Genomic DNA, 22,002 nt, shown 5'->3' with positions numbered 1-22,002 from the left:
CTGCTGTCTACCAGCGATTACTTGCAATATCAGAGACGTTCTGGTGAATCATTGCGCACTCATCGGTTTCGAATCCTCCGGAGGCGCCCGTGGACCCCATCGACGAAGCGATCATCCGCTGCGTGCAGCAGAACGCACGGTCCACGTACGCCGAGATCGGCAGAGCCGCCAACCTGTCGGCGCCGGCAGCCAAACGACGTCTGGACCGGCTCGTCGCCACCGGCGCGATCCGCGGCTTCACGACCGTTCTCGATCCGCAGGTGCTCGCGTGGCGGACCGAAGCCTTCGTCGAGGTCTTCTGCCGGGGCAACCCCACGCCCGCGGAGCTGCGCCGGGCCCTGGAGGACGTCCCGGAGGTCGTCGAGGCATGCACCGTTTCGGGTGCCGCGGACGCCGTGCTCCACGTTCTCGCCGAGAGCACCACGCATCTGGAGCAGGCCATCCAGCGAGTGCGCGCGACCGGGCCGGTCGAGCGCACGGAGAGCGTCATCGTGCTGTCCCGGCTGATCAAACGGCCGCATCTGTGACGGCCGTCGACCGGGACCGCCACCGTGTCCCCGTCGGGGAAGGGCGACGGATCCTTCGGCACATCGCCCATGCCCGGCGCGGCGATTTCCCAGGCCCGCTCCGGCGCGCACCGCATCCGCGACCCCGGAGATCCGCACCGGTCCCCGCCGCAGCCGGTCCAGCTCCGACACCCGCGACCCCGGGGCGAGCTCTGCCACTCCGCGGCCCCGCAGGCCTCGCACCGGCGGCTCCCGCACCGGCCTCCGAAGACATTGAACGAGAACCGCCCGGCCTTGTGGCCGCGCGGCTCAGGACGCGCGCCAGCCGCTCCAGCGCAGGACCGAGACTTCGACCATCGGTCCGCCGGGAGGACGATCGGCGTACTGCGGGTATTTCGCCGTGAGCAGGCCGACGCGGCGGGCCGCGTCGGGGAAGCGGTCCGGTGGGGGGAGCACGCGGGCCTCACCGTCGGCCCGCACCCACCACAGTCGTTCCCAGTCCTCCTCGTAGTGGTCGGTGAGCAGACAGACCGACGGGTTGGCGGCGATGTTGGCCAGGCGTTTCAGCCGCACCGTCCGTTTCGGTTTGTGGTCCACCGCCAGCATCACCGTGTCGCCGTCCAGGGCGAACACCACCGGCACCAGGTGCGGGCGGGAGTCCGTGTCGGTCGTCGCGAGGTGGGCGATGCGCGCCGCGGCGAACCGCTCGCGTGCCTCAGCGCTCGTCAGAGTGGGCATCGCACCTCTTACGGTGGTCGCGGATTCCGGATCGGTACCCCATCCCTGGACACAGTGGTTTCCGCGTCTCAGCGGTACCGCGCAGCGACTTCAGCCAACCGGTTGTACTCCAGCGTCTCCCGTTCAGGCATCGTCGGCACGTAGAACAGCAGCCGCTCGATCTGCGGGCCGAGCTCCTGCGGCGACACGCTGTTGGCCAGCCACGCGTCTCCGAGCTGCGCCACCCGCGGGAACGCGCCCTCGCCGCCACCGACGTAGATCGGCGGTACGCGCCTCGCCGCGGGGTGGCCAACGCGTCGGCGACCTCGCGCCGTCGCCGGGCCGGCCTGCGGCAGCCGCCTGTCGTTCCCTTCGTCACACCGGGGCAAATACCCCCCGGGGTATAAGTGTCTTCATTCGCCGACGGGGACACCGCCCCGGTCGACGCGGGCCGACGCTGCGCGCGATGGCCACCCCCGGGCACACCCCGCACCACACCTCGTACGTACGGGAGGAGGACGGCCGGGCGCTGGCCGCCTTCACCGGCGGTTCGCTGCTGATCGGCAGCGTGGGCCGGCCCGACCTGGTGGAGCCCTGGCTGACCGCAGCGTCGGCCCGAGCCCAGCACGCCTCCGTGCACCGGCTCGGCGACGAGCTCGACGACGCCGTACCCGTGCTGCCGACCCACGGCTTCGGCAGCTCCTGTTCCTCCTCGCAGGCCGACGGGAACACCACGACGATCGGCGCCGAGCGGGCCCGCAACGACGCACTCGTCAAGGATGTGGACACGTTCGTCGCCGAGCTGCTCGCCGGACCGGACGACGTCCCCGCCTCCTACGCGCACATGGGCCCGGCCAACGCCGCAGGTCCCGATCCGGTCGATCTGACCCCGCCCGCCCCGGCCGACGCCGAGCAGATCGCGCGGCGGCTGGCCGCAGGTGAGGGGGGTGGATCCGCGCAGCCGGGTGGCGTTCGCCGAGGGACACGTCGCCGGTTCGTTCACCTTCGAGGGCGAGGGGCAGCTCGCCACGTATCTGGCCTGGCTGATCCCGTGGGGCAGGCCCGTCACCCTCCTGGCGAGCAGCGCCGCCGACGTCGCGCATGCCCAGCGCGAGCTGGCCCGGGTGGCTAACGGCCGCCCGGTGGCCGCTGCGACCGGTGACCCGCGGTCCTGGGTACGCACCGCGAAAGAGCTGCGCTCGTTCCGCAGGTCGGACTTCGCGAGCCTGGCCGCGGCTCCGAACGCGGCGAGCGGCCGGTGGTTCTCGATGTCCGCAAGGACGCCGAACGCCGCGCCGGTGCGATAGGGGTCGGTGCACATTCCGGTGCACCACGCCCACCTCGCTGGACTGGCCGGTGATCACCCCGTTCACGGCGGCGGCGATCTTCGGGGCGTGGGACGGAAAGCGGCTGGCCGCCAAGGTGTCCACGGCCGCGCTCCAGCGGATCTTCGGCGCTGCGCTGCTCGTCGTGGCCCTCTCCATGCTGGTCGATGCCGTGGTCTGAGCCACGGCACCGACCCCGGATCCGGGCTCAGAGCCTGTCGGGTGACCTCTGATCGGGCGGCCACGCCCTGGCACGCACGCTTCCGGCGTTGCCGAAACGCCCTGGTGGCTCCTTCCCCAAGCTCTCAGCTTCGTTCGAGCAGGGGAGACCCCGTCCAAGGCCATCCCGGCGCCGTGGAATCGCACGCACCATGCCGCGTCCGCTCTCCGATCGAAGGTCACCCCGACAGGCTCTCAGGCGAGCGAGAGGAAAAGCTTCTCCAGTCGGGCGCGCATCTGGTCCCGGTCGGCCGGTTCTGCGCCGTCGTCGGCCATGCAGTGCTGAAGGCCCGTCGCGATGATCGCGAAGCCGGCCCGGTCGAGCGCGCGCGATACGGCCGCCATCTGCGTGATGACGTCCTCGCAGTCCCGGCCCTCCTCGATCATCCTGATGATCGCGGCAAGCTGACCCTGAGCGCGGCGAAGGCGGTTGAGGACCGACTTCAGTTCGTCGGCCGCCATGTCGATTTCCACACATCCTCCTCCAGATACCCCAAGGGGTATTCTAACCCGTCCGGGGTGTCCCCCGGCGACGAAAGGAAACATCCCTCGTGACCAGCCCCGCCTCCCTCTCCCCCGCCCAGGCCGCAGCCCGGATCGCGGAGTTCACCGTCATCGACGTCCGGGCTCCGGGCGAGTACACCGCCGGGCACGTGCCCGGCGCGCTGAACATCCCGCTGGACCGTCTCGACGAGGCGCTGCCCGCCCTGAAGGCGGCGGCGGCCCGCGGATCCCTGCTCGTGGTGTGCGCGTCCGGTGTGCGTTCCACCCGGGCCTGCGACATTCTCGCCGCGGCGGACATCGACGCCGTCACGCTGTCCGGCGGCACATCCGCGTGGGAGGGTGAGGGCCACGGCCTGGACCGTCCCGCCGGCGCCCGGGCCACCTGGCCGATGGAGCGTCAGGTCCGGTTCGCCGCCGGTTCGCTCGTGGTGGCCGGCCTGCTCGCGGGCCGCCGTTTCCCGGCCGCGCGCTGGCTGTCGGCCGGCGTCGGTTCCGGTCTGGTCTTCTCCGCGGTGACCAACACCTGCGGAATGGCCGCCGCCCTGTCGAAGCTGCCGCACAACCGGGCCCCGCGCTGGGCTGCGGACTTCGACGCCACGCTGGACGCCCTGCAGAGCTGAAGCGCTCCGGACATACCCGTACCGCAGGAGCCGGTCACGCCACGCCCGTGACCGGCTTCTGCGGTGAACGAGCAGGTCAGAGCTCGTCCCGGACAAGGGCGAGCAGCCGGTCGAGCACCCGCGGCCCCCCGGCGCGCAGCCCGTCGTGCTCGAACTCGTTCGTCACCCAGGTGCGCAGTCCGCGGATCGACGCGGCGGTGCGCAGCGCGTGCTCGGTGTCGACGTACATGTCGTCGTGGTAGACGGCCGCGGCCACCGGTACGGCATTGGCGGCGAGGCGCTCGGTGTCGTACAGCTCCGGCCAGTCGGTACGGGAGGCGAGCAGTTCGGCGGTCTCGCGCAGCGGGCGCAGCGCCGGGTCCACGTCGAAGTGCCAGGGGTGAATGCTCTCACCGGTGAAGAGCACGGGCGCGTCGCCGGCCAGGGCGGTGGCGGCGTCGAACTGCGGGAATTCGGCGCGGACCCGCTCGGCGGACCAGCCGGTGGGCTCCTTGCCCCGGCCGTAGATCGCCTCGTGCATCAGGGCGTACAGCGGGTGGCCCGCAAACGAGTTGGCGGTGCGCAGGGCCTCCTGGAACGTGTCGGAGAGCTCGGTGCCCAGCGGCGTACGGACAAAGGCGTTCTCCAGCAGGTAGTGCAGCTGGTGGCTGCCGTTGCCGCCGCCCAGCATGATGCCGAGGGACTGGAAACCCTCGGGCGTCAGGCGGTGTCCCGCGCTCTCCGGGCGGTGCTCCACGAGGTACGCGGCGATCTCGCGGGCGCGCTCGACGTCCTGCGGGTAGCGGGCGTAGTGAGCGGCGACCTTCCGCTCGATCCGCGGATACGCGGCCCGGTACACGTCGTCGGCGTGGGCGTCGAGCGAGGGCAGCCCGCCGGTGATCAGGACGGCCTCGAGCCCCTCGGGGGCGGCCGACAGATAGCGGACCGCGCAGAAGCCGCCGAACGACTGGCCGAGCACGGTCCACGGGGCGCCGCCGGTCAGTTGCGGCCGGATCAGCTCGCAGTCGCGCACGATGGTGTCGGACCGGAAGTGGGCGAGATAGTCGGCCTGCTCACGCGGGCCGCCGCGCAGCGGAAGAGTCTGCCGGTTGGCCGGCGTGGACAGCCCGGTGCCGCGCTGGTCGAGGAGCAGCACCCGGAACTCCTTCACCGCCCGCCCGAGCCATGTCTCCGTACCGACGAAACGACGGGCGCCGAAGCCGGGTCCGCCCTCCAGGTAGACCAGCCAGGGCAGCTCGTCGTCGGCCTTGCCGCTCGCGACGGCCTCCCGGCCGAAGATCTCGATCTGCTCGCCACCCGGGTCGGCGTGATCGAGCGGGACGGTGAAACGGCGGTCGGTGAGAACGACGCCGGGCTGCCGGTAACTGGTCAAAAGGTGCTCCTGAATCAGATGTTTCACGGATAGTTCAGCACACGCCCGTGACTCGGACAGTCCCGGCCCGTGTGCGACGCGCCCGGGGGCTCCTAGCGTGCAGTCATGATCAGGTTCGAGCAGGTCGGCAAGGTCTGTCCGGACGGTACGACCGCGGTCGACGGGTTGTCCTTCGAGGTCGCCGAGGGGGAACTCGTCACCCTCGTCGGACCGTCGGGCTGCGGCAGGACCACCACGATGATGATGGTGAACCGGCTGATCGAGCCGACCTCGGGCCGGGTCCTCGTGGACGGCGATGACGACGCAGAGGACGGACGCGGTGAGCACCTGGGCCTTGAAGCAGGTGTTCATCCCGAAGTAGATGAGATTGCCGAGCCCGCCGTAGCCGACGATCGCACCGACGGTGACCGGGGAGACCGCGGAGACGGTCGCGATCCTCAGCCCTGCCATCGCGGCGGGTAGAGCGAGCGGCAGCTCCACGGCGACGAGCAGCCCGACGGGCCAGTGGCCCATACCGCGCGCGGCCTGCCGGGTCTCGTCGGGCACGGCGCGCAAGCCGGCGAGGATGTTCCTTACGAAAAGGGTGAGCGAGTAGGACGAGTCCCGCGACGACGCAGTCGTCCGGGGGCGCGGTCACGAGTTCATTGGAGCGTGGGGAACCGGGCGCGCGCGTCTTGATCGACTGTTCGTGGGGCGGGCGTGCCGGAGGCGGAGGGCGGCGACGCGCGCAGGCGCGTCCCGTGTGGCTGCCGAGGACCCGGGTGCGGATCTCGGCCGGAGCGGCGGACGCGGCACATGGGTACTCGGACTCACCTCGCACGCAAGGCGATGGGTGCGCCGCACCTGCTGCGTATGGGTGGCATCCGCGCGCCCATGACCGTGAATGCCCGTGCGTGACGGTAGACCAGGGGAAGGCCCCACATTCTTCCGTAGGCACAGAGGAGCCCCCCGCATGCCGACACCCGGCCGTGCCGACGACGCGTACCGCTTCGACGGTCTGCGCGCGATGTACATCAACTGCACGCTCAAGCGTTCCCCCGAGATCAGCAACACGGAGGGGCTGATCGACCGCAGCCGTGCGGTGATGGAGGAACGCGGCGTCACGACCGCGGTGGTCCGGGCGATCGACCACGACATCGCGACCGGTGTGTGGCCGGACATGAGGGAGCACGGCTGGGAGACGGACGCCTGGCCCGAGCTGTACGAGAAGGTGATGTCCGCCGACATCCTCACGCTGGCGGGACCAGTGTGGCTGGGAGACAACTCGTCAGTCATGAAGCGGGTGATCGAGCGGCTGTATGCGTGTTCGTCGCTCCTGAACGAGGCAGGGCAGTACGCGTACTACGGGCGCGTTGGGGGCTGTCTGATCACGGGCAACGAGGACGGTGCGAAGCACTGCGCGATGAACGTGCTCTACAGCCTGCAGCACCTGGGGTACACGGTGCCGCCGCAGGCGGACGCCGGCTGGGTGGGGGAGGCGGGTCCGGGGCCGTCGTACCTGGACAAGGACTCGGGTGGCCCGGAGAACGACTTCACCAACCGGAATACCACGTTCATGACGTGGAACCTGATACACCTGGCGCGGCTGCTCAAGGAGGCAGGCGGAATCCCGGCGCACGGAAACCAGCGCTCGGAGTGGGACGCCGGCTGCCGCTTCGACTTCGACAACCCCGAACACCGCTGATACCGAGGGCCAAAGCGGCGAACGGAGCGACCCGAGGAGACTTCCGCCGTGGGCACAGGGACTTCCGTGGGAATGTGCCGAAGCTCCCGGTGGATGAGTTGTCGGCCAAGATCAACGTCATCCACCAGGAGCCTCGAGTGCTTGTCCACCCCTCTGCCATCGACCTGCCCGGCTCTGCCCCGGGGGTTCCTGGCGTCGGAGTTGACGGCGCACCGGCTGCCGGTCGGGACCCGGTGGCCGCGTCCTTGTCCGACGCGACACCCGTTACTGGTCCTGGCCGACCTCCCGGACACCCCGGACCGATTCCGACGGACCGAGGGTTCCAAGTGATGCGGGTGGCGCTGTTACCACCTGTCGTAGCGGTCACCGATCACCCGGAAACTGCCCACCACGCCGTCATTGGCGAACAAGCCCCCCTGGACGGTGGGGGTCACGACGCCGTGGGTAGCGCCGTGGGGGCCGACGGTGGCGACCGGAGAGCCGTTGTCGCAGGTGGACCCGCGGTAGACCTCGACGGTCTTCCAGCTGTCGTTGCTGATGCTGAAGCTGCTTGAGCCCAGTCCGCTGGCCGCGGTGATGCAGCCGTCGGAGGCGGCAGAGTACGTCCGATCGTTGAACTGGATTCTTCCCTCGTCCCCGCGGTCGTAGCCACGGTCGGAGCCGCGGTCGCGACCCCCGTCGTCACGGCCCCCGTCGTCACGACCCCCGCCATCGCGACCCCCGTCGTCACGGCCCCCGTCGTCACGGCCCCCGTCGTCACGGCCCCCGCCATCGCGACCTCCATCGTCACGGCCCCCGTTCCCCTTCCCATGTCCGCTGTCCTCACCAGCGGAAGTCCCAGCGGGGGCGGACTTGGGGACGGACGGCACGGCCTTCGGCGCGGACGGGGCGGCCTGCTGGACGGACGGTGCGGCCGGGGCGGATCCGCTGGCCGAGGCGTAGGTGATGCCGGTGGCCGCGAGGACCGATGCGCCCACTACGGCGGCGGTCACGGCGAAGTTACGCGTGGTCATGTCACTTCTTCCTGTCTCAGAGACGCCGGCCGTACGGCCGACCTGTGATGAAACGTACTGATGCCCCCTTTAGCTGTCATATCGGGCATATCGAAGGTGTGACACCAGGGGGCCGACCGGGCGTACGCACGAGAAGCGGCAACCCGAGCCGATACATCGCGTCGGGTCGGGTAGCCGGATCCGGCGGTGGCCAGAGGGCGGAGTGAGCCGTAGCGGTCGGAGAGCGACCCGACGGGCGGAGCAGTGATCATTCCTGCCGCACCCACGCGGCAGGTACGGCCGTCCCCATGACGCGCTCCAGGCACCGCGGCATGCATCCCGGGGGCAGAGCCGGAGGACACACCGCGTTCGACGGTGTCTCTTCGTTCACGATGCGCAGTGAAACGCACCCCCTGACGCAGATTCACGGTCATCCACCGGGCACAGGGTTCCCTCGGGAGGGTGCGGGTTCCTGAAGCTGCTGGTCAGGGTGGTCGGGTTCGGCGCCACCCCGGAAGGGCCACCGGTCCTCAAGGCCCTCAAGTCGCTGCCGGAGTTGACGGGCCGCAAGAAGGTCGGCCCGGCCGAGACCGGCACCGGTCCGCTCGTCGCTTCGTGGCGGCGCCTGGTTCTCCCGGCTCCGCACCTGGAGCCGGGCGCGGTGGACTGGAAGGCGTATACCTTCTGCGTGCAGCAGCAGGACCACCGGATGCTGCGCCGGCGGGACGTGTTCGCGAAGAACTCCCTCCACGTGGGGGCCCCGCGGGCAAAGCTGCTGGACGGGGAGGTGTGGGAGCAGGCCAAGCCCACCGTGCCGGCCTCGCTCAACCTGCCGGGACAGGCAGGCGAGCATCCGAGGGCGCGGGCCGCGCTGCTGGTCGCGCACGGCTGCAACTGCCGCCTGTCGAATCCCCCTGAGCGCGGCCCGCGCACGGCGGCCGTTCTCGGGTGCGGCACCTGCGCTACCGGGGTCGCCGCTGACGGCCCGACGGACGCCACGATGTCCGCCTCTCGAATCTCCAGGCTGGGTACCCCGTGGACCGGACCAGCTGAACTCGAAGCCATCGAACACGAAGCCGGCAGCAGTCGAAGCAGACGAGAGAACCCGTCTCACGGTGTCCGCGAGGGCCTCGGTCAGGTGCCGACGTAGGCCGCGAGGTGCTCGCCGGTGAGGGTGGAGCGGGCGGCGACGAGGTCGGAGGGTGTGCCCTCGAAGACGACCCGGCCGCCGTCGTGGCCGGCGCCGGGGCCGAGGTCGATGACCCAGTCGGCGTGCGCCATGACCGCCTGGTGGTGCTCGATGACGATGACCGACTTGCCGGAGTCGACGAGCCGGTCGAGCAGGCCGAGCAGATGCTCGACGTCGGCGAGATGGAGGCCGGTGGTCGGCTCGTCGAGGACGTAGACGCCGCCCTTCTCGCCCATGTGGGTGGCCAGCTTGAGCCGCTGCCGCTCGCCGCCGGACAGTGTGGTGAGCGGCTGGCCGAGGCTGAGGTAGCCGAGCCCGACGTCGGCGAGCCGGCCGAGGATGCGGTGCGCGGCAGGCGTGCGCGCCTCGCCGGTGCCGAAGAACTCCTCGGCCTCCGTCACCGACATCGCGAGCACCTCGCTGATGTCGCGGCCGCCGAGGTGGTAGTCCAGCACCGATGCCTGGAACCGCTTCCCCTCGCACTCCTCGCAGGTGCTGGCGACGCCGGCCATCATCGCCAGGTCGGTGTAGATGACACCGGCGCCGTTGCAGGTAGGACAGGCGCCCTCCGAGTTGGCGCTGAACAGCGCCGGCTTCACGCCGTTGGCCTTCGCGAACGCCTTGCGGATCGGGTCGAGCAATCCGGTGTACGTCGCCGGGTTGCTGCGCCGCGAGCCCTTGATCGCTGCCTGGTCGACCGAAACCACGCCCTCGCCGGCGGGGATCGACCCGTGCACGAGCGAGCTCTTGCCGGAGCCGGCGACGCCGGTGACGACAGCGAGCACCCCGAGCGGGATGTCGACGTCGACGTCGCGCAGGTTGTGTGCTGTCGCGCCGCGGATCTCCAGCGTTCCGGTGGGCTTGCGCACCGTCTCCTTGAGGGCGGCCCGGTCGTCGAAATGGCGGCCGGTGATCGTGCCGCCGACCCGCAGCCCGTCGACGCTGCCCTCGAAGCAGACGGTGCCGCCCGCCGTACCGGCGCCGGGGCCGAGGTCGACGACGTGGTCGGCGATCGCGATCGTCTCCGGCTTGTGCTCCACGACGAGCACCGTGTTGCCCTTGTCCCGCAGCCGCAGCAGCAGGCCGTTCATCCGCTGGATGTCATGGGGGTGCAGCCCGATGGTGGGCTCGTCGAAGACGTAGGTGACGTCGGTGAGCGAGGAGCCGAGGTGGCGGATCATCTTGACGCGCTGCGCCTCGCCGCCCGACAGCGTGCCCGACGGCCGGTCGAGCGAGAGGTAGCCGAGGCCGATCTCCACGAACGAGTCGAGAGTGTGCCGCAGTGCGGCGAGCAGCGGCGCCACCGACGGCTCGTCGAGGCCGCTGACCCATTCGGCCAGGTCACTGATCTGCATCGCGCAGGCATCGGCGATGCTGATCCGCTTGATCTTCGACGACCGGGCACCCTCGCTGAGCCGGGTGCCGTCGCACTCGGGGCAGGTGGTGAAGGTGACCGCCCGCTCCACGAACGCCCGGATGTGCGGCTGCATCGCCTCCTTGTCCTTGGACAGGAACGACTTCTGGATCTTGGGGATCAGCCCCTCGTAGGTGAGGTTCACGCCCTCGACCTTCACCTTGGTCGGCTCCCGGTAGAGGAAGTCCTGCATCTCCTTCTTGGTGTACTTGCAGATCGGCTTGTTCGGGTCGAGGAGGCCCGACTCGGCGTAGACCCGCACGGTCCAGAAGCTGTCCGACTTCCAGCCGGGGATGGTGAACGCGCCCTCGGCGAGCGACTTGGAGTCGTCGTAGAGCTGGGCGAGGTCGATATCGGAGACGGTGCCCCGGCCTTCGCAGCGCGTACACATGCCGCCGGTGCGGGTGAAGGTCTTCTTCACGGTCTTGGTCCTGTCGGCACCGCGGTCGACCGTGAACCCACCGCTCGCCCGGACCGAGGCGACATTGAAGGAGAACGCGGTGGGCGGGCCGATGTGCGGCTGCCCGAGCCGGCTGAAGAGGATGCGCAGCATCGCGTTGGCGTCGGTGGCGGTGCCGACGGTGGAGCGGGGGTCGGCACCCATCCGCTGCTGGTCGACGATGATCGCGGTCGTCAGCCCGTCGAGTACGTCGACCTCGGGCCGCGCCAGCGTCGGCATGAAGCCCTGCACGAAGGTGCTGTAGGTCTCGTTGATCAGCCGCTGGGACTCCGCGGCGATGGTGTCGAACACCAGCGAGCTCTTGCCCGAGCCGGAGACGCCGGTGAACACCGTCAGCCGGCGCTTCGGGATCTCGATACTGACGTCCTTGAGGTTGTTCTCGCGCGCGCCGTGTACGCGGATCAGGTCGTGGCTGTCGGCATCGTGCAGCGCAGGCGACTGCGTGTCCGTCCTCGTGGGCTTGCTCATCGTGTCTCCATCTGTCGGGCGGGGCCACCTTCGCGGTCTCCGCGTCGCCTGGCTCGATCTAACCTGACTTCGAACCGTACGTCTGGTTCTCCTTCGATTCGGCCCGTGCAGCCTCTGGTCCCCGGCCGCGCGGCGCGCCCGCCGAGGCGTCAGACCAACCAGCGGCCGTCGCGCATCAGCTCGCGGTCGGGTGGCTCGTTGACCTCGCGCCACGCCTGGATGCGGAGCGGAGTGATGCGGAACCAGCGGTACGGCGTGGCGAGCGCACGCGGGTCGAAGCCGGTGTGCGCGACGAACCGGTCACCCCGCTCCTGCGGCAGCGCGTCGATCTCGAGGACCTCGACGCCCTCGATCATGGACACGTCGCGGGTGCGGCCCAGCCCGCAAGGGAAGGCGAACCAACGGGGCCGCCTCCGGGCGGTCGCGACAGGAGGCCGGGGATGCGTCCGGGCCGTCGCGCGGGAGGAAGCTCGCGTGAGCGGTGAGGTCCATGGCGGTGACGCTAGCTGCGGCTCGGGGGTCCGCGCTTCTCGATTCCTGATCGGTCTGGTCACCTGTTTCGCGACGCACGACGGCATCTCCGCCGTTTCGCGACGCACGACGGCATCTCCGCCGTCGCGCGAGCTGTCTGGCCCCGAAAGGTGCTGGGGGCGCACCGACCAACTCGGTGAAGCGAGTACCGAAGGTGCCCAGGGACGCCCAGCCGACCGCGAAACGGACCTCGGTGACGCTGAGGTCGCGAGACCCGACCTCGCGGTCGTCGTCGCTGAGCAGGTCGCTCAGCTCTGGCTCGGTCAGCTCTGGCTCCACGGCGTCGTCCAAGCTCTCTCATCACCGGGCCTCGGGTGCTGTGGGAGACTGAGCAGGTGAGACGGCAGGACCTCGAAGACCTCGTCCGGCTGCGGCGGGCCCGCGATCGGATGGACCGTGACTACGCCGAGCCGCTCGACGTCCCGGCGCTCGCACGTGACGCCCTGATGTCGCCGGGCCATTTCTCCCGCAGCTTCCGCGCCGCTTTCGGCGAGACGCCCTACAGCTACCTGATGACCCGCCGCATCGAGCGGGCCAAAGCGCTGCTGCGGCGCGGCGACCTCACGGTGACCGAGGTCTGCTTCGCGGTCGGCTGTACGTCGCTGGGGTCGTTCAGCTCGCGCTTCACCCAGCTGGTCGGCGAGAACCCGAGCACCTATCGGGCCCGGAACCATGACCATGGCGCCGTCATCCCGGCATGCATGGCCAAGATCCACACGCGGCCGGTCAAGAACGGAGAAGCGGGCCCCGCCGCTCGACCATAGCGTGAACGGCATGGACATCACGCTTTCCCAATGCTTCATCGCCGTCGACGACCACGACAAGGCGATCCCCTTCTACCGCGATGTGCTCGGCCTGGAGGTGCGCAACGACGTCGGGTTCGAGGGGATGCGCTGGGTGACCGTCGGGGCGCCCTCGCAGCCGGACGTGAACATCGTCCTGGAACCGCCCGTCGCCGACCCGAACGCCTCACCGGCAGACAGACAGGCCATGGCGGAGCTGATGGCCAAGGGTCTGCTGCGCGGCGTCATCTTCGCGACGAACGACTGCGACGCCACCTTCGAGCGCATCAGCGCCGCGGGCGGCGAGGTGCTGCAGGAGCCGACGGACCAGCCCTACGGCGTCCGCGATTGCGCGTTCCGCGACCCCGCCGGCAACCTTTTGCGCTTCACCCAGCCCCTCGGGAAGTAAGCCCTGGGCGGGCTCCGCTCAGGGGGCTGGGTTCCGGACGTGTCCTGAAGGCCTGCCGGCCGTCCCGCTCCATGGGCGCGAAGTCACCGGACCTCCATGTCTTCGCCCTCGCCACGGCCGGACCGTGCCCGGCGTCATGACCAGGCCAGCAGTTCGTCCACCGGCCACGACGTGATGACCCGACCGGCGGGCACGCCGCACTCCTCTGCCCGGGCACAGCCGAAGATCTGCCAGTCGAGCTGCCCCGGCGCGTGCGCGTCGGTGTCGATCGCGAACAGCACGCCTGCGTCGACGGCCCGCCGCAACAGGCGTCGGGGCGGATCGAGCCGCTCCGGACGGCTGTTGATCTCCACCGCGGTGCCCGCCTCGGCACACGCGGCGAAGACCTCGTCCGCGTCGAACTCCGACTCCGGGCGCCCCCGGCCGGTGATCAGACGGCCCGTGCAGTGCCCCAGCACATCTGCCTGCGGATGGCGAACGGCCGCGACCAGCCGGCGCGTCATGGCCCGCGCGTCCATCCGCAGCTTGGAGTGCACGGACACGACCACCACGTCGAGCTGTTCCAGCAGTCGGTCCTCCTGGTCGAGGGAGCCGTCCGGAAGGACGTCGCACTCGATGCCGGTGAGCAGCCGGAACGGTGCCCACCGCTCGTTGAGTGCGGCCACGACCTCCAATTGGCGGCGCAGCCGTTCGGGCGACAGTCCGTTCGCCACGGTCAGCCGGGGCGAGTGGTCGGTGAGGACCGCCCACTCGTGCCCCAGCTCGATCGCCGTCCGTCCCATCTCCTCGATCGGACTTCCGCCGTCCGACCAGTCGGAGTGCAGATGGCAGTCGCCGCGCAGCAGTGCGAGCAGCGTTTCGCCCCCTTCCGTGAGGGGAGCCGCCACGGCTTTCTCCCGTCGCCGGAGGTAAGCCGGGACTTCTCCGGCCAGCGCTTCACGCACCACCTGCGCCGTCTTCGGCCCGATGCCCTTGACCGACTCCAGCGACCCCGTCGCCACTCGTTCCGCGACCTCGTCGCCCGTCATCGCCCCCACCGCGGCGGCGGCCTTACGGAACGCCTGGACGCGGTACGTGGCGGCCTGGTCGCGTTCGAGCAGGAAGGCGATCCGCCGCAGGGCATGGACCGGGTCCATCGGCACCTCGTTTCCGGCCCTGGCACGACGGGGCTGCGCCGCTGCTCTCTCCACGTTGGCACAGCCCGGCAGCAGGCGGCATCCCGTGCGCGGGCGGAGGCCGGGACAGCCTCCGCGACGAGCTCATTGCCCAGGGAATTCGCCCGCTGTCCGGTCGTTCCATCGGCGGGATGCCGAGCGACGCCGACGCCGCGCAGCCCCGTGACACCACCACCAGTCCCATGCGCCATGCAGTAGGCAAGCCACGTAGAGTAGGAATCTTCGGCTGGCGGAAGCTCTCTGGAGTCCCTGAAGGACGTACGCTCCCGATGAATCGTGACGAGGCTCCCGCTCGGCTCCGTCTCCACGCTGCACTGGACACCCTGGCCGTCACCTTCCGTGGCATGACGGCCCGTTCCGACGAGTCCAACTGCGAGTGCCACTGGGGCAGCGCGGAGGAACTCGCGCAGTTGAAGGTGCCGGACCCGGAGTTGGACCCCGACCTCCTGCGTCGTACTTGGGACGCCCCGGACTGGACCGACCACGCGTCCGTGCTGCGTCGGATCCTGCCTCAGTTCGCCAGGGCGCTTGTCCGCGGTCTCGTCGAGCCGCCCTTCGGTCTGGGGGAGGCCGGACGGTCATTCGCCCGGGGCCACTGGCAGCAGTGGCCTGTCGGACAGGCCGCGGCGGTGCGCGAGTTCCTGCACGCCTGGTGGGCTCTCAGTCTCACCGACCCGGATCCCGTCGTGCCCGCGTACGAGGTCCTGGCCCTGTGCGCCGAGGCGTCCGCCGAGCTCAGTCCGTGGCTCACCGTCTGGGCGGAACTGCGTCATCCCGTGGCCGACCGGAACCTGGCCGAGGCAGTGAGGAACTGGGAGTACGACCTGCTGGGGGATCTACTCCCTTGGCACAGCCGTGAGAACAGGGATGAGATGTGCGCCGAGCTCGCCGCCTGGCTCATCCGCCACGCCCCTGACCGGCTGCGAGGCCACGGCGACTCCGAGGAATTGCTCCACCTGATACGGCTGCTCGGCCTCCCGGGCCCCGCCCGCTGGGAGGACCCGCACGCGCCCGGCCGCTGAGGCCCGGACCTGCGGCGCCGGTGACACCGCGGCGCTGTGGACGACTCCCTCCCCGGACGCCACGGTGGCCCGCCCGCGGCAGAACCCGTCGGAGGGCCACCAGGTGGCGGACGAGGACGTCGTGCGCCGGGACTGTATTCCTCTTCCCGGTGGCGCCCCGCTGTCCATGCGTCGGGCTGTTCACCTTCGAAGGGCTGCGCAGCCTGGATGCTCCCGGGAAGCATCAGGGCTGAGTCCGCGTGGAGCGTGAGGCGTACCGGTTGAAGTCGGTGGCGTCGACCGACGACTCCCCGGTGCCGGGATGGAGCACACGCTTGCCGCCCTGCGGACCGCCGGGCTGGACGACGCAGCGAAGCTGGAGGTCTTCGCCCGGCTCACCGGATTCGTAGCCGGGCACGTCGCCCACGAGATCACGCGGCCCGCCTGTTCGCAAGGCCACCGACGAGGCGGGACGCGGACGCGCCTTCCTCACGGCGCGATCCCGGATGCGGCAGTCCTGATCCCCTGCCGTGACCGGGGGAACGAGCCGGTGCCCGCATGCTGGGTACCGGCCCTCCCGTGACTGAGCCGGTGTGAGGGCTGTTTCTCACACGAACAGTTGGCTGTCGAGCGGCCATGGGGAGTGGGCGGAGGCGAATTGTTCCGCGGATGGTGCCCCCGCCAGGTCTCGGTCAGTGGGCCTGGGCCGCCGGCTCCAGGATGAAGACGGGAATCTGCCGATCGGTCTTCAGCTGGTAGTCCGCGTAGTCGGGGAACGCCTCGACCGCGCGCTCCCACCACACGGCCTTCTCCTCACCGGTGAGCTCACGGGCGTTCATGTCCTGTCGGACCGAGCCGTCCTGGAGTTCCACCCGGGGGTCCGCCACAATGTTGTGGTACCAGACGGGATGCTGGGGAGCGCCGCCCAGCGAGGCGACCACGGCATACGTTCCGTCGTGCTCGACCCGCATCAGCGGTGTCTTGCGGATCTTGCCGCTCTTGGCTCCGCGCGTGGTCAGGATGATGACCGGCAGACCACGCATCGTGGTCCCCTCCGTGCCGCCCGAGCTCTCGAACAGCTCGACCTGATCGCGGACCCACTGTGCGGGGCTCGGCTCGTACTCACCCTTGAGAGGCATGGAATCTGTCCCATCGTCGGCATACGGACATTCGGACACGCGGACATCGGTGTGTCCTACTGCACCGAGAACTCTGTCATCATTCCGCCGTCGCGAAGGCGCGAACTGTACGCGTGTCACGGCGGCGGGCGGACCGGGGTCAGGAATCGGGCGGTCTCAGACGCAACTGCGGCATGGCCTCGAATCCGGCCTCCGGGTCGTGGAGATCGATGCCTGCCACGACGGCAAGCCGCTTGAGGCGGTACCGGAAGGTGTTGGGGTGGATGTGTACGGCGGCGAAGGCGGCGATCACATCGCCGAAGGTGCTCAGCCAGGCGTCGAGCGTGTCCGTGAGGGCGGTGTTGTGCTGCGCGTCGTAGGCACGCGGCCGGACGACGGGGCCGCGTCGGGCCGATCGTCTTCGGCGGCGATACGGTCCGTCAGCTCCTGCAGCAGCGAGACGGCGTGGACGTCCGACAGCCGAGCGGTACGGGGCGGCGAACGGCCGACCCGCTGCTGCCTGATGTTCCCTCACTCGGCGGCGGCGTGCCGCTCCTTCGGAGGTGACAGGTCATACCTGTCGCACGTGCACGCCCACCACAGCCAGTGCGTCGACCTCTGCCTCGGGCGCGGCCTCGTCGGTGACGACGGCGTGCAGTGCGGTGGCGGGCGCAACGAAAGCAAGGGCGGTACGGGCGAGCTTCGCGCCGTCCGTGACCGCGATGACGCGGCGGGCCGATGCGATCGCGGCCCGCTTGACCGCGGCGTCGTCCAAGTCGTACGCGGTCAGGCCGTTCGCCGCGTTCAGTCCGCAGCAGCCGATGACCGCGGTGTCGAAGCGCAGGGCGGCCAGCGATGCCTCCGCGAGCGGGCCGGTGAGTGCGAGCTCGCCCGCCCGGGGGCGGCCACCGGGCACCAGCAGCGTGAGGTCCGGCGCTCCGGTCAGTGCGTTCACCGCGTGCAGGGACAGTGGCATGACCGTCAGGCGGCGACGCTCCAGCGCGCGGGCCACTTCCAGGCAGGTGGTGCCGCTGTCGAGGACGACGGACTCCCCGTCGGCGATCAGCCCGGCAACTTCGGAGGCGATGCGTCGCTTGGCCTCGAGTCCTTCCGTCGCCCGCAGCCCGAAGGGGGGTTCGTCGCCGCGCAGCAGCAGGCTCCTCGCTCCCCCGCGGTAGCGCTCCACCATGCCCTGCTCGGCCAGGGTCTCCAGGTCACGGCGGATGGTCATCTCCGACGCGCCGGTCAGAGCGGCCAGCTCCGCGACGCCGGCACTGCCCGCGTCGCGTACCGCCTCGGTGATCCGTCTCAGTCGATCTCTGCTCGCCACATCAACAATAGAACACCATCGATGTTCACAGTGGAAGCTTTTGAACATCACAGATGTTCGATATGTTCATCGGCATGGAGAGATCGCTGCGGACCGGCCGACTGGTCACGACCGCCTACTTCGCCCTGAACGGCTTCGTCCTGGGGATGTGGGTCGTCCACATCCCTGCTGTCGAGCGCCACGTGGGCATCAGTCATGCCGTGCTCGGCTGGCTGCTGCTGCTCCTCGGCGCGGGAGCCTTCGCGGGGATGCGGATCACGGGTCCGCTCACCGACCGGTGGGGTGCCCGCATCGTCGTACCGCTGGGCGCGGCTCTGTGCAGCGCGGCGGTGGTCCTTCCGGGCCTGGCCACGGACGCGTGGACGCTGGGGGCCGCTCTCGCACTGCTCGGACTCGGCAACGGCTGTCTGGACGTCAGCATGAACGCCCACGCCATCCAGGTCGAGCGGGGCTACCGACGCCCCGTCATGTCCGCCTTCCACGCCACGTTCTCCATCGGCGGCGTCCTTGCCGCGCTGGTGGGCGCGCGCACGCTCAGCTGGGGCTGGAGCCCGGCGGTGACTCTCGGCTCGGTGGCCGTCGTCGGCCTCGCCGTCGCCGCACTCGCCGCCCGCGGGCTCCTGCCGGCCGGGCACGCCCCCTCCCCCGCCGTGGAGGCTCCCGCCGGTGTGACGCAACCGGCGCCCCGCACATCCCGTCGCATCTGGGCGCTGGCCGCGCTCGCGCTGATGCTCATGCTCTGCGAAGGAGTGGCCAACGACTGGAGCACTCTGCATCTGCGGGACGTCCTGAACGCCCCCGCCGCCACCGCCGCTCTCGCCTACGGTGCGTTCTCGACCGCCATGACCATCGGCCGGCTGCTGACCGACCGGGTGTCCATGCGCTTCGGGCCGGTCGCCATCCTCCGCTACGGGGCGGCCCTGGCCGCGGTCGGCCTGACGACGGCCACGTTCTCCACCTGGATCCCGCTGGCCCTGGTCGGCTGGGCCGTGTTCGGGGCCGGGCTGTCCGGCTGCATCCCCCAGCTCTTCAGCGCCGCGGGCCACGCCGACCCGAGCGCCGCCGGGACGAATGTCTCGCGTGTTGCCGGTCTGGGCTATCTCGGCATGCTTGCCGGCCCCGCCGTCATCGGACCACTGACGCACTTTTTCCCGCTCAACCTGACCTTTCTGTTGCCTCTGGGGTTCTGCGTCGTGGCCGCGTGCGCAGCCGGCATACTCCGCTCGCCGCGCAACGCCGCCCCCAGCCGTCTGGAGGCCGAGGCAGCATGACCGGCACGGACCCCATGAGCCCGGGGTGCAGCACGCTGCGGCACTTCACCGTGAAGTGCGACGGCGAGACTCTGAGTTGCGCCGCGGCAGTCCCGCATACGTCACACCCGACCCCGCCCGCTCGCGCCGCAGTGGTACTCCTGCACGGAGCCGGTACCAGCGACACGTCGCGCCTCACCGGTCTGTTGTCGGACTTCGCCGCTCGCGGACATCACGCTCTCGCCTTCGACTTCTCCGGGCACGGCGACAGCTCGGGCCGGCTCAGCGAACTGAGTCTGGAGCGCAGATTCGCCCAGGCCCGAGCCGTGATCGACAGCCGTTCTCCCGACGGCGCCCCGCTGGTGCTGATCGGATTCAGCATGAGCGGGCAGACCGTGGCCGACCTGATGGCGCACTACGGATCACGGGTGGCCTCCATCGGGCTGTGCGCGCCGGCGATCTACGCGCCCGAGGCATGGTCCGTTCCCTTCGGTGCGGGATTCACCGAGATCATCCGCACGCCGGACAGCTGGCGGCGGTCTCGGGCACTCGACGTCTTCCGCTCCCTGTCCACCCGCGCCGTCCTCGCCACACCGCTCACGGACACGATCATTCCCCCGGCCGTGACACACGCGGTGGCCGGTGCCCTGGCCACCTCGCGCTCGCGCTTCACCAGACTCGTCCACCCCGAGGCCGATCACCGTCTGGGCCAGTGGTTCGCCGCGAACACGGTGCCGCGCGGCCGCTTCATCGACACCGTGCTCAGAGACACCGTGCTGAGCGGCACCCACCCGAACCAGGTTCTCGTTCGGATCACGCCGGGCTCGCGGGTCCTGCCGGATTCAAACGAAAGACCCTGAAAGGCCATCCGGGGGGCGAACCGGACCCCGACCGCACGGCGGTCCCCGTCAGCCTTGGCGGACGCGGGCATGGACGTGCATGTCGTGCCAGCCGTCCGCATGCAGCGCCGCCCCGCGACGGACGCCCTCCTCCTCGAACCCGGCCTTGACCGCGACGCGGCAGGATGCGCGATTGGCGGTCGAGTGCTCGAGTTCGAGGCGGTGAAAGCCTCCCGGACCCAGCGCCCAGCGCGCCAGCGTCCTGGCCGCGCGGGGGCAGACGCCATTGCCGCGTGCTGACGGCACCATCCAGTAGGCGACGTCGGCCGTGCCGTCCGCAAGGTCGAACGACTTCAAGGACATCCTGCCCAGCAATGTCTCACCTCCGTCGTCGACGACCGCCCAGTGACCGCCCGTCTCCTCCCGCCACCCTCTCTGCCAGGCCGCGATCCATTCCCGCGTCTCCTCCACGGAGTCGGCCGTACGCCCATGCCAACGCTGAATCGCGGGATCCTGGAACGCCTCCATCACGGCCGGGGCGTCGTCGAGCGTCCAGGGGCGCAGCAACGCATCACCAGCGACCGGAAGAACCGGCTGATCGGACGTGGCCAGAGCGCCGACGGAAATCGCGGGAGCAACCAGGGAGGGCATGACCGGCATTATCCAGGGCCGGGGATGTGACGTGCCTCAGACGGGAGAGCTCGGCGGGCCTGCCCTCCGCGGGGAACCGTCGCCCCGGCTCATCCTCGGGTTGCGCCTGCAAGCCACGTGCGCCAGACATGGCGTGTGCTGGGGACCTCGGGGTGGTCGAGGAGCCAGAGAACGTATCCGGCGTGGCACCGCGCCCATGGACGGTCCGACCGGGCCGCGGTGTCGAGTCTGCCGCGCAGATCCTCGCAGTCCACGGCCCGGGCAACGCGCACGTACTCACGGTCCTTGCAGCGATGGGCCCGCTGGACGACGACCTCGACCAGGTCGATGAGTTTCGTCCTGACCGTCTCGTCATGACCGACGACGGCCACATCCCGTATGAGGCCCTGTTTGGTTCCCCAGGCCTTGGCGTGGCGCGTCCACTCCTGCGGGTGTCGGGCCTCCCACTCCAGGAAGAGCAGCGCGTACGGAAGCCCCGGCCAGGTCCTGATGTCCGCACCGATCGGGAGGTTCCACAAGCCCTCGGGGATCGAATGGTTGCAGACGTCGTGGTACCTCTCGTACGCCTGCCGGAAGGCCGGTTCCCGGTACTGCTCCTCCGTCCCCAGCGGAAGCGTCAGCTGCCACAACTCGTTGAATCGGTCGAGAGCGTCCCGGGCGTTCTTCCTGGCGACGGCCAGAGTCGCAAGCGCCGTCGCCCGTTCTTCGGGATCGTCCGAGATCAATCCGAACGCCCAGCCCAGCCGCTCGTCCCAGGCGCGTGCGTCGTCGCCGCCCGCGCTCGCTCCTGCATCCCGTTCCTCGGTCACACCGGGATCATCCCCCAGGCGGCGGCCCGGTGGTGTACCCCATTCGGTAATGACGTAGCGGGCACAGCCCGAGCGGTGTCGCGGTGGCAGCCGACTCCCCTGCCCGGTCACGGTCGAGGCCACCGACGAGGGCGAGAACAGGTCCGCGGGCGGGAACGCCACCGCGGTCGGCCGGCTCGTGAGCGCCATCGCCTGGCTCGTGGACGCGGAACTACGACGCGCTCGACGTCCCGCTGCGCCCCGCAGACGGGAGGCTCGGAAGGAGACAGCCATGAACGTCGACATCCCCGAGGGCAAGGACGCGATCGAGTACGTGTGGGGCGAGATGGTGCCCGGGATCGGGATCGCCGCATCGAACTTCTCGCTGTCGGTGTACGCCCACACAACCCTGGGACTGCGCGAGTTCGAAGCCGCGCGGTTGCGGATCGCCCAGATCGGCGGGTGCCTCTTCTGCCTCGACCGGCGGACCGAACGGGACGGTGTGAAGGTCGAGGAGGATTTCGCCGACGCGGTGACACAGGGGCGCACCACCGACGTTTTCGGGCTCCCCTGTCGTTTCCGTGGGTCGCTGACCTGGGCTGATATGCAGAACACGCCGTACCCCGGCTACGTTTCGACTTGCGACGGTACGAAACGG

At 70.2% G+C, this 22,002-nt stretch carries 21 protein-coding genes and 8 pseudogenes; 14 read left to right on the top strand and 15 right to left on the bottom strand.

From position 1 onward, the window contains the following. Positions 1–89: 89 nt before the first annotated feature. A complete protein-coding gene (locus AB0I23_RS35955; RefSeq protein WP_359116167.1) occupies positions 90–527 on the top strand; it encodes an Lrp/AsnC family transcriptional regulator in 438 nt (145 codons plus the stop codon). Positions 528–815: 288 nt separating this feature from the next. Here the strand turns inward: AB0I23_RS35955 and AB0I23_RS35950 are convergent, their stop codons facing one another. Together AB0I23_RS35950 and AB0I23_RS35945 are read right to left on the bottom strand one after the other, a co-directional pair. Continuing rightward, a complete protein-coding gene (locus tag AB0I23_RS35950) occupies positions 816–1,244 on the bottom strand; it encodes a TIGR03668 family PPOX class F420-dependent oxidoreductase (RefSeq protein WP_359116164.1) in 429 nt (142 codons plus the stop codon). A 68-nt stretch (positions 1,245–1,312) separates the two neighbouring features. Beyond that, the gene (locus AB0I23_RS35945) at positions 1,313–1,468 is read right to left on the bottom strand and encodes a hypothetical protein (protein WP_436847050.1); all 156 of its coding nucleotides are present in this window, start codon (positions 1,466–1,468) and stop codon (positions 1,313–1,315) included. A 174-nt stretch (positions 1,469–1,642) separates the two neighbouring features. Between AB0I23_RS35945 and AB0I23_RS35940 the strand changes: the two are divergent. Further along, a pseudogene (locus AB0I23_RS35940) lies at positions 1,643–2,614 on the top strand (MBL fold metallo-hydrolase); the annotation flags it as partial. After that, positions 2,556–2,729 (top strand): annotated as a pseudogene (locus AB0I23_RS35935) (TSUP family transporter); the annotation flags it as partial. The pseudogenes AB0I23_RS35940 and AB0I23_RS35935, both read left to right, overlap by 59 nt. Before the next feature lie 233 nt (positions 2,730–2,962). Here AB0I23_RS35935 and AB0I23_RS35930 read toward each other — a convergent pair. Continuing rightward, positions 2,963–3,241 (bottom strand): metal-sensitive transcriptional regulator, encoded by a 279-nt coding sequence (locus AB0I23_RS35930; protein WP_266978054.1) that lies wholly within the window; start codon positions 3,239–3,241, stop codon positions 2,963–2,965. 77 nt (positions 3,242–3,318) lie between these two features. On the opposite strand from AB0I23_RS35930, the gene AB0I23_RS35925 reads away from it, so the two are divergent. Then, positions 3,319–3,891, top strand: coding sequence for a rhodanese-like domain-containing protein (locus AB0I23_RS35925; RefSeq protein WP_359116161.1), 573 nt, complete (start codon positions 3,319–3,321; stop codon positions 3,889–3,891). Between the two features lie 76 nt (positions 3,892–3,967). On the opposite strand, the gene AB0I23_RS35920 is transcribed toward AB0I23_RS35925, so the two are convergent. After that, the gene (locus AB0I23_RS35920) at positions 3,968–5,263 is read right to left on the bottom strand and encodes an alpha/beta fold hydrolase (protein WP_359116158.1); all 1,296 of its coding nucleotides are present in this window, start codon (positions 5,261–5,263) and stop codon (positions 3,968–3,970) included. 105 nt (positions 5,264–5,368) lie between these two features. Here AB0I23_RS35920 and AB0I23_RS35915 point away from each other — a divergent pair. Continuing rightward, positions 5,369–5,569: pseudogene (locus AB0I23_RS35915) on the top strand (ATP-binding cassette domain-containing protein); the annotation flags it as partial. A 57-nt stretch (positions 5,570–5,626) separates the two neighbouring features. On the opposite strand, the pseudogene AB0I23_RS35910 reads toward AB0I23_RS35915, so the two are convergent. After that, a pseudogene (locus AB0I23_RS35910) lies at positions 5,627–5,836 on the bottom strand (ABC transporter permease subunit); the annotation flags it as partial. Positions 5,837–6,215: 379 nt separating this feature from the next. Between AB0I23_RS35910 and AB0I23_RS35905 the strand changes: the two are divergent. After that, a complete protein-coding gene (locus AB0I23_RS35905; RefSeq protein WP_359116155.1) occupies positions 6,216–6,947 on the top strand; it encodes a flavodoxin family protein in 732 nt (243 codons plus the stop codon). Positions 6,948–7,291: 344 nt separating this feature from the next. Here AB0I23_RS35905 and AB0I23_RS35900 read toward each other — a convergent pair whose 3' ends face one another. Next, a complete protein-coding gene (locus AB0I23_RS35900; RefSeq protein WP_359116153.1) occupies positions 7,292–7,960 on the bottom strand; it encodes a hypothetical protein in 669 nt (222 codons plus the stop codon). A 448-nt stretch (positions 7,961–8,408) separates the two neighbouring features. Here AB0I23_RS35900 and AB0I23_RS35895 point away from each other — a divergent pair. Beyond that, positions 8,409–8,816 (top strand): annotated as a pseudogene (locus tag AB0I23_RS35895) (Tn3 family transposase); the annotation flags it as partial. Positions 8,817–9,073: 257 nt separating this feature from the next. Here AB0I23_RS35895 and AB0I23_RS35890 read toward each other — a convergent pair. Next, positions 9,074–11,470, bottom strand: coding sequence for an excinuclease ABC subunit UvrA (locus AB0I23_RS35890; protein WP_359116150.1), 2,397 nt, complete (start codon positions 11,468–11,470; stop codon positions 9,074–9,076). A gap of 149 nt (positions 11,471–11,619) precedes the next feature. After that, positions 11,620–11,850 (bottom strand): annotated as a pseudogene (locus tag AB0I23_RS41860) (pyridoxamine 5'-phosphate oxidase family protein); the annotation flags it as partial. 540 nt (positions 11,851–12,390) lie between these two features. Here AB0I23_RS41860 and AB0I23_RS35875 point away from each other — a divergent pair. Beyond that, a complete protein-coding gene (locus AB0I23_RS35875; RefSeq protein ID WP_359116198.1) occupies positions 12,391–12,765 on the top strand; it encodes a helix-turn-helix transcriptional regulator in 375 nt (124 codons plus the stop codon). Positions 12,766–12,775: 10 nt separating this feature from the next. Further along, entirely contained in the window at positions 12,776–13,192 is a 417-nt protein-coding gene (locus AB0I23_RS35870; RefSeq protein ID WP_359116147.1) for a VOC family protein, read from the top strand. Between the two features lie 134 nt (positions 13,193–13,326). Here the strand turns inward: AB0I23_RS35870 and AB0I23_RS35865 are convergent, their stop codons facing one another. Continuing rightward, positions 13,327–14,328, bottom strand: a complete 1,002-nt coding sequence (locus AB0I23_RS35865) for a PHP domain-containing protein (RefSeq protein ID WP_359116144.1) — start codon at positions 14,326–14,328, stop codon at positions 13,327–13,329. A gap of 308 nt (positions 14,329–14,636) precedes the next feature. On the opposite strand from AB0I23_RS35865, the gene AB0I23_RS35860 reads away from it, so the two are divergent. Further along, entirely contained in the window at positions 14,637–15,389 is a 753-nt protein-coding gene (locus AB0I23_RS35860) for a hypothetical protein (RefSeq protein ID WP_359116141.1), read from the top strand. Between the two features lie 223 nt (positions 15,390–15,612). On the opposite strand, the gene AB0I23_RS41855 is transcribed toward AB0I23_RS35860, so the two are convergent. The 4 genes from AB0I23_RS41855 to AB0I23_RS35840 form a co-directional block, all read right to left on the bottom strand. After that, positions 15,613–15,786 carry a hypothetical protein gene (locus AB0I23_RS41855; RefSeq protein ID WP_436847049.1) on the bottom strand — a complete coding sequence of 58 codons (174 nt, stop codon included), beginning with the start codon at positions 15,784–15,786 and terminating at the stop codon, positions 15,613–15,615. 274 nt (positions 15,787–16,060) lie between these two features. Further along, positions 16,061–16,507, bottom strand: a complete 447-nt coding sequence (locus AB0I23_RS35850; protein ID WP_359116138.1) for a nitroreductase family deazaflavin-dependent oxidoreductase — start codon at positions 16,505–16,507, stop codon at positions 16,061–16,063. 139 nt (positions 16,508–16,646) lie between these two features. After that, entirely contained in the window at positions 16,647–17,021 is a 375-nt protein-coding gene (locus AB0I23_RS35845; protein ID WP_359116135.1) for a helix-turn-helix domain-containing protein, read from the bottom strand. A gap of 36 nt (positions 17,022–17,057) precedes the next feature. Continuing rightward, complete coding sequence (locus AB0I23_RS35840) at positions 17,058–17,816, bottom strand: DeoR/GlpR family DNA-binding transcription regulator (RefSeq protein ID WP_359116132.1); 759 nt, start codon at positions 17,814–17,816, stop codon at positions 17,058–17,060. A gap of 74 nt (positions 17,817–17,890) precedes the next feature. Between AB0I23_RS35840 and AB0I23_RS35835 the strand changes: the two genes are divergently transcribed. Further along, a complete protein-coding gene (locus AB0I23_RS35835) occupies positions 17,891–19,087 on the top strand; it encodes an MFS transporter (protein ID WP_359116129.1) in 1,197 nt (398 codons plus the stop codon). Then, on the top strand, positions 19,084–19,926 hold the full coding sequence (locus AB0I23_RS35830; RefSeq protein WP_359116126.1) for an alpha/beta hydrolase: 843 nt from the start codon (positions 19,084–19,086) through the stop codon (positions 19,924–19,926). Before AB0I23_RS35835 ends, AB0I23_RS35830 begins: the two co-directional genes overlap by 4 nt. A gap of 48 nt (positions 19,927–19,974) precedes the next feature. Here the strand turns inward: AB0I23_RS35830 and AB0I23_RS35825 are convergent, their stop codons facing one another. Beyond that, a complete protein-coding gene (locus AB0I23_RS35825) occupies positions 19,975–20,556 on the bottom strand; it encodes a GNAT family N-acetyltransferase (RefSeq protein ID WP_359116123.1) in 582 nt (193 codons plus the stop codon). 89 nt (positions 20,557–20,645) lie between these two features. Beyond that, a complete protein-coding gene (locus tag AB0I23_RS35820) occupies positions 20,646–21,365 on the bottom strand; it encodes a hypothetical protein (protein WP_359116121.1) in 720 nt (239 codons plus the stop codon). On the opposite strand from AB0I23_RS35820, the pseudogene AB0I23_RS41850 reads away from it, so the two are divergent. Both AB0I23_RS41850 and AB0I23_RS35810 read left to right on the top strand, forming a co-directional pair. Further along, a pseudogene (locus tag AB0I23_RS41850) lies at positions 21,366–21,640 on the top strand (dihydrodipicolinate reductase); the annotation flags it as partial. After that, positions 21,637–22,002: pseudogene (locus AB0I23_RS35810) on the top strand (hypothetical protein); the annotation flags it as partial. The pseudogenes AB0I23_RS41850 and AB0I23_RS35810, both read left to right, overlap by 4 nt.

Origin of the sequence: Streptomyces atratus (assembly GCF_040655115.1) — a bacterium.
GTDB lineage: Bacteria > Actinomycetota > Actinomycetes > Streptomycetales > Streptomycetaceae > Streptomyces > Streptomyces atratus_D.
This window is presented reverse-complemented; position numbering and strand designations above follow the sequence as displayed.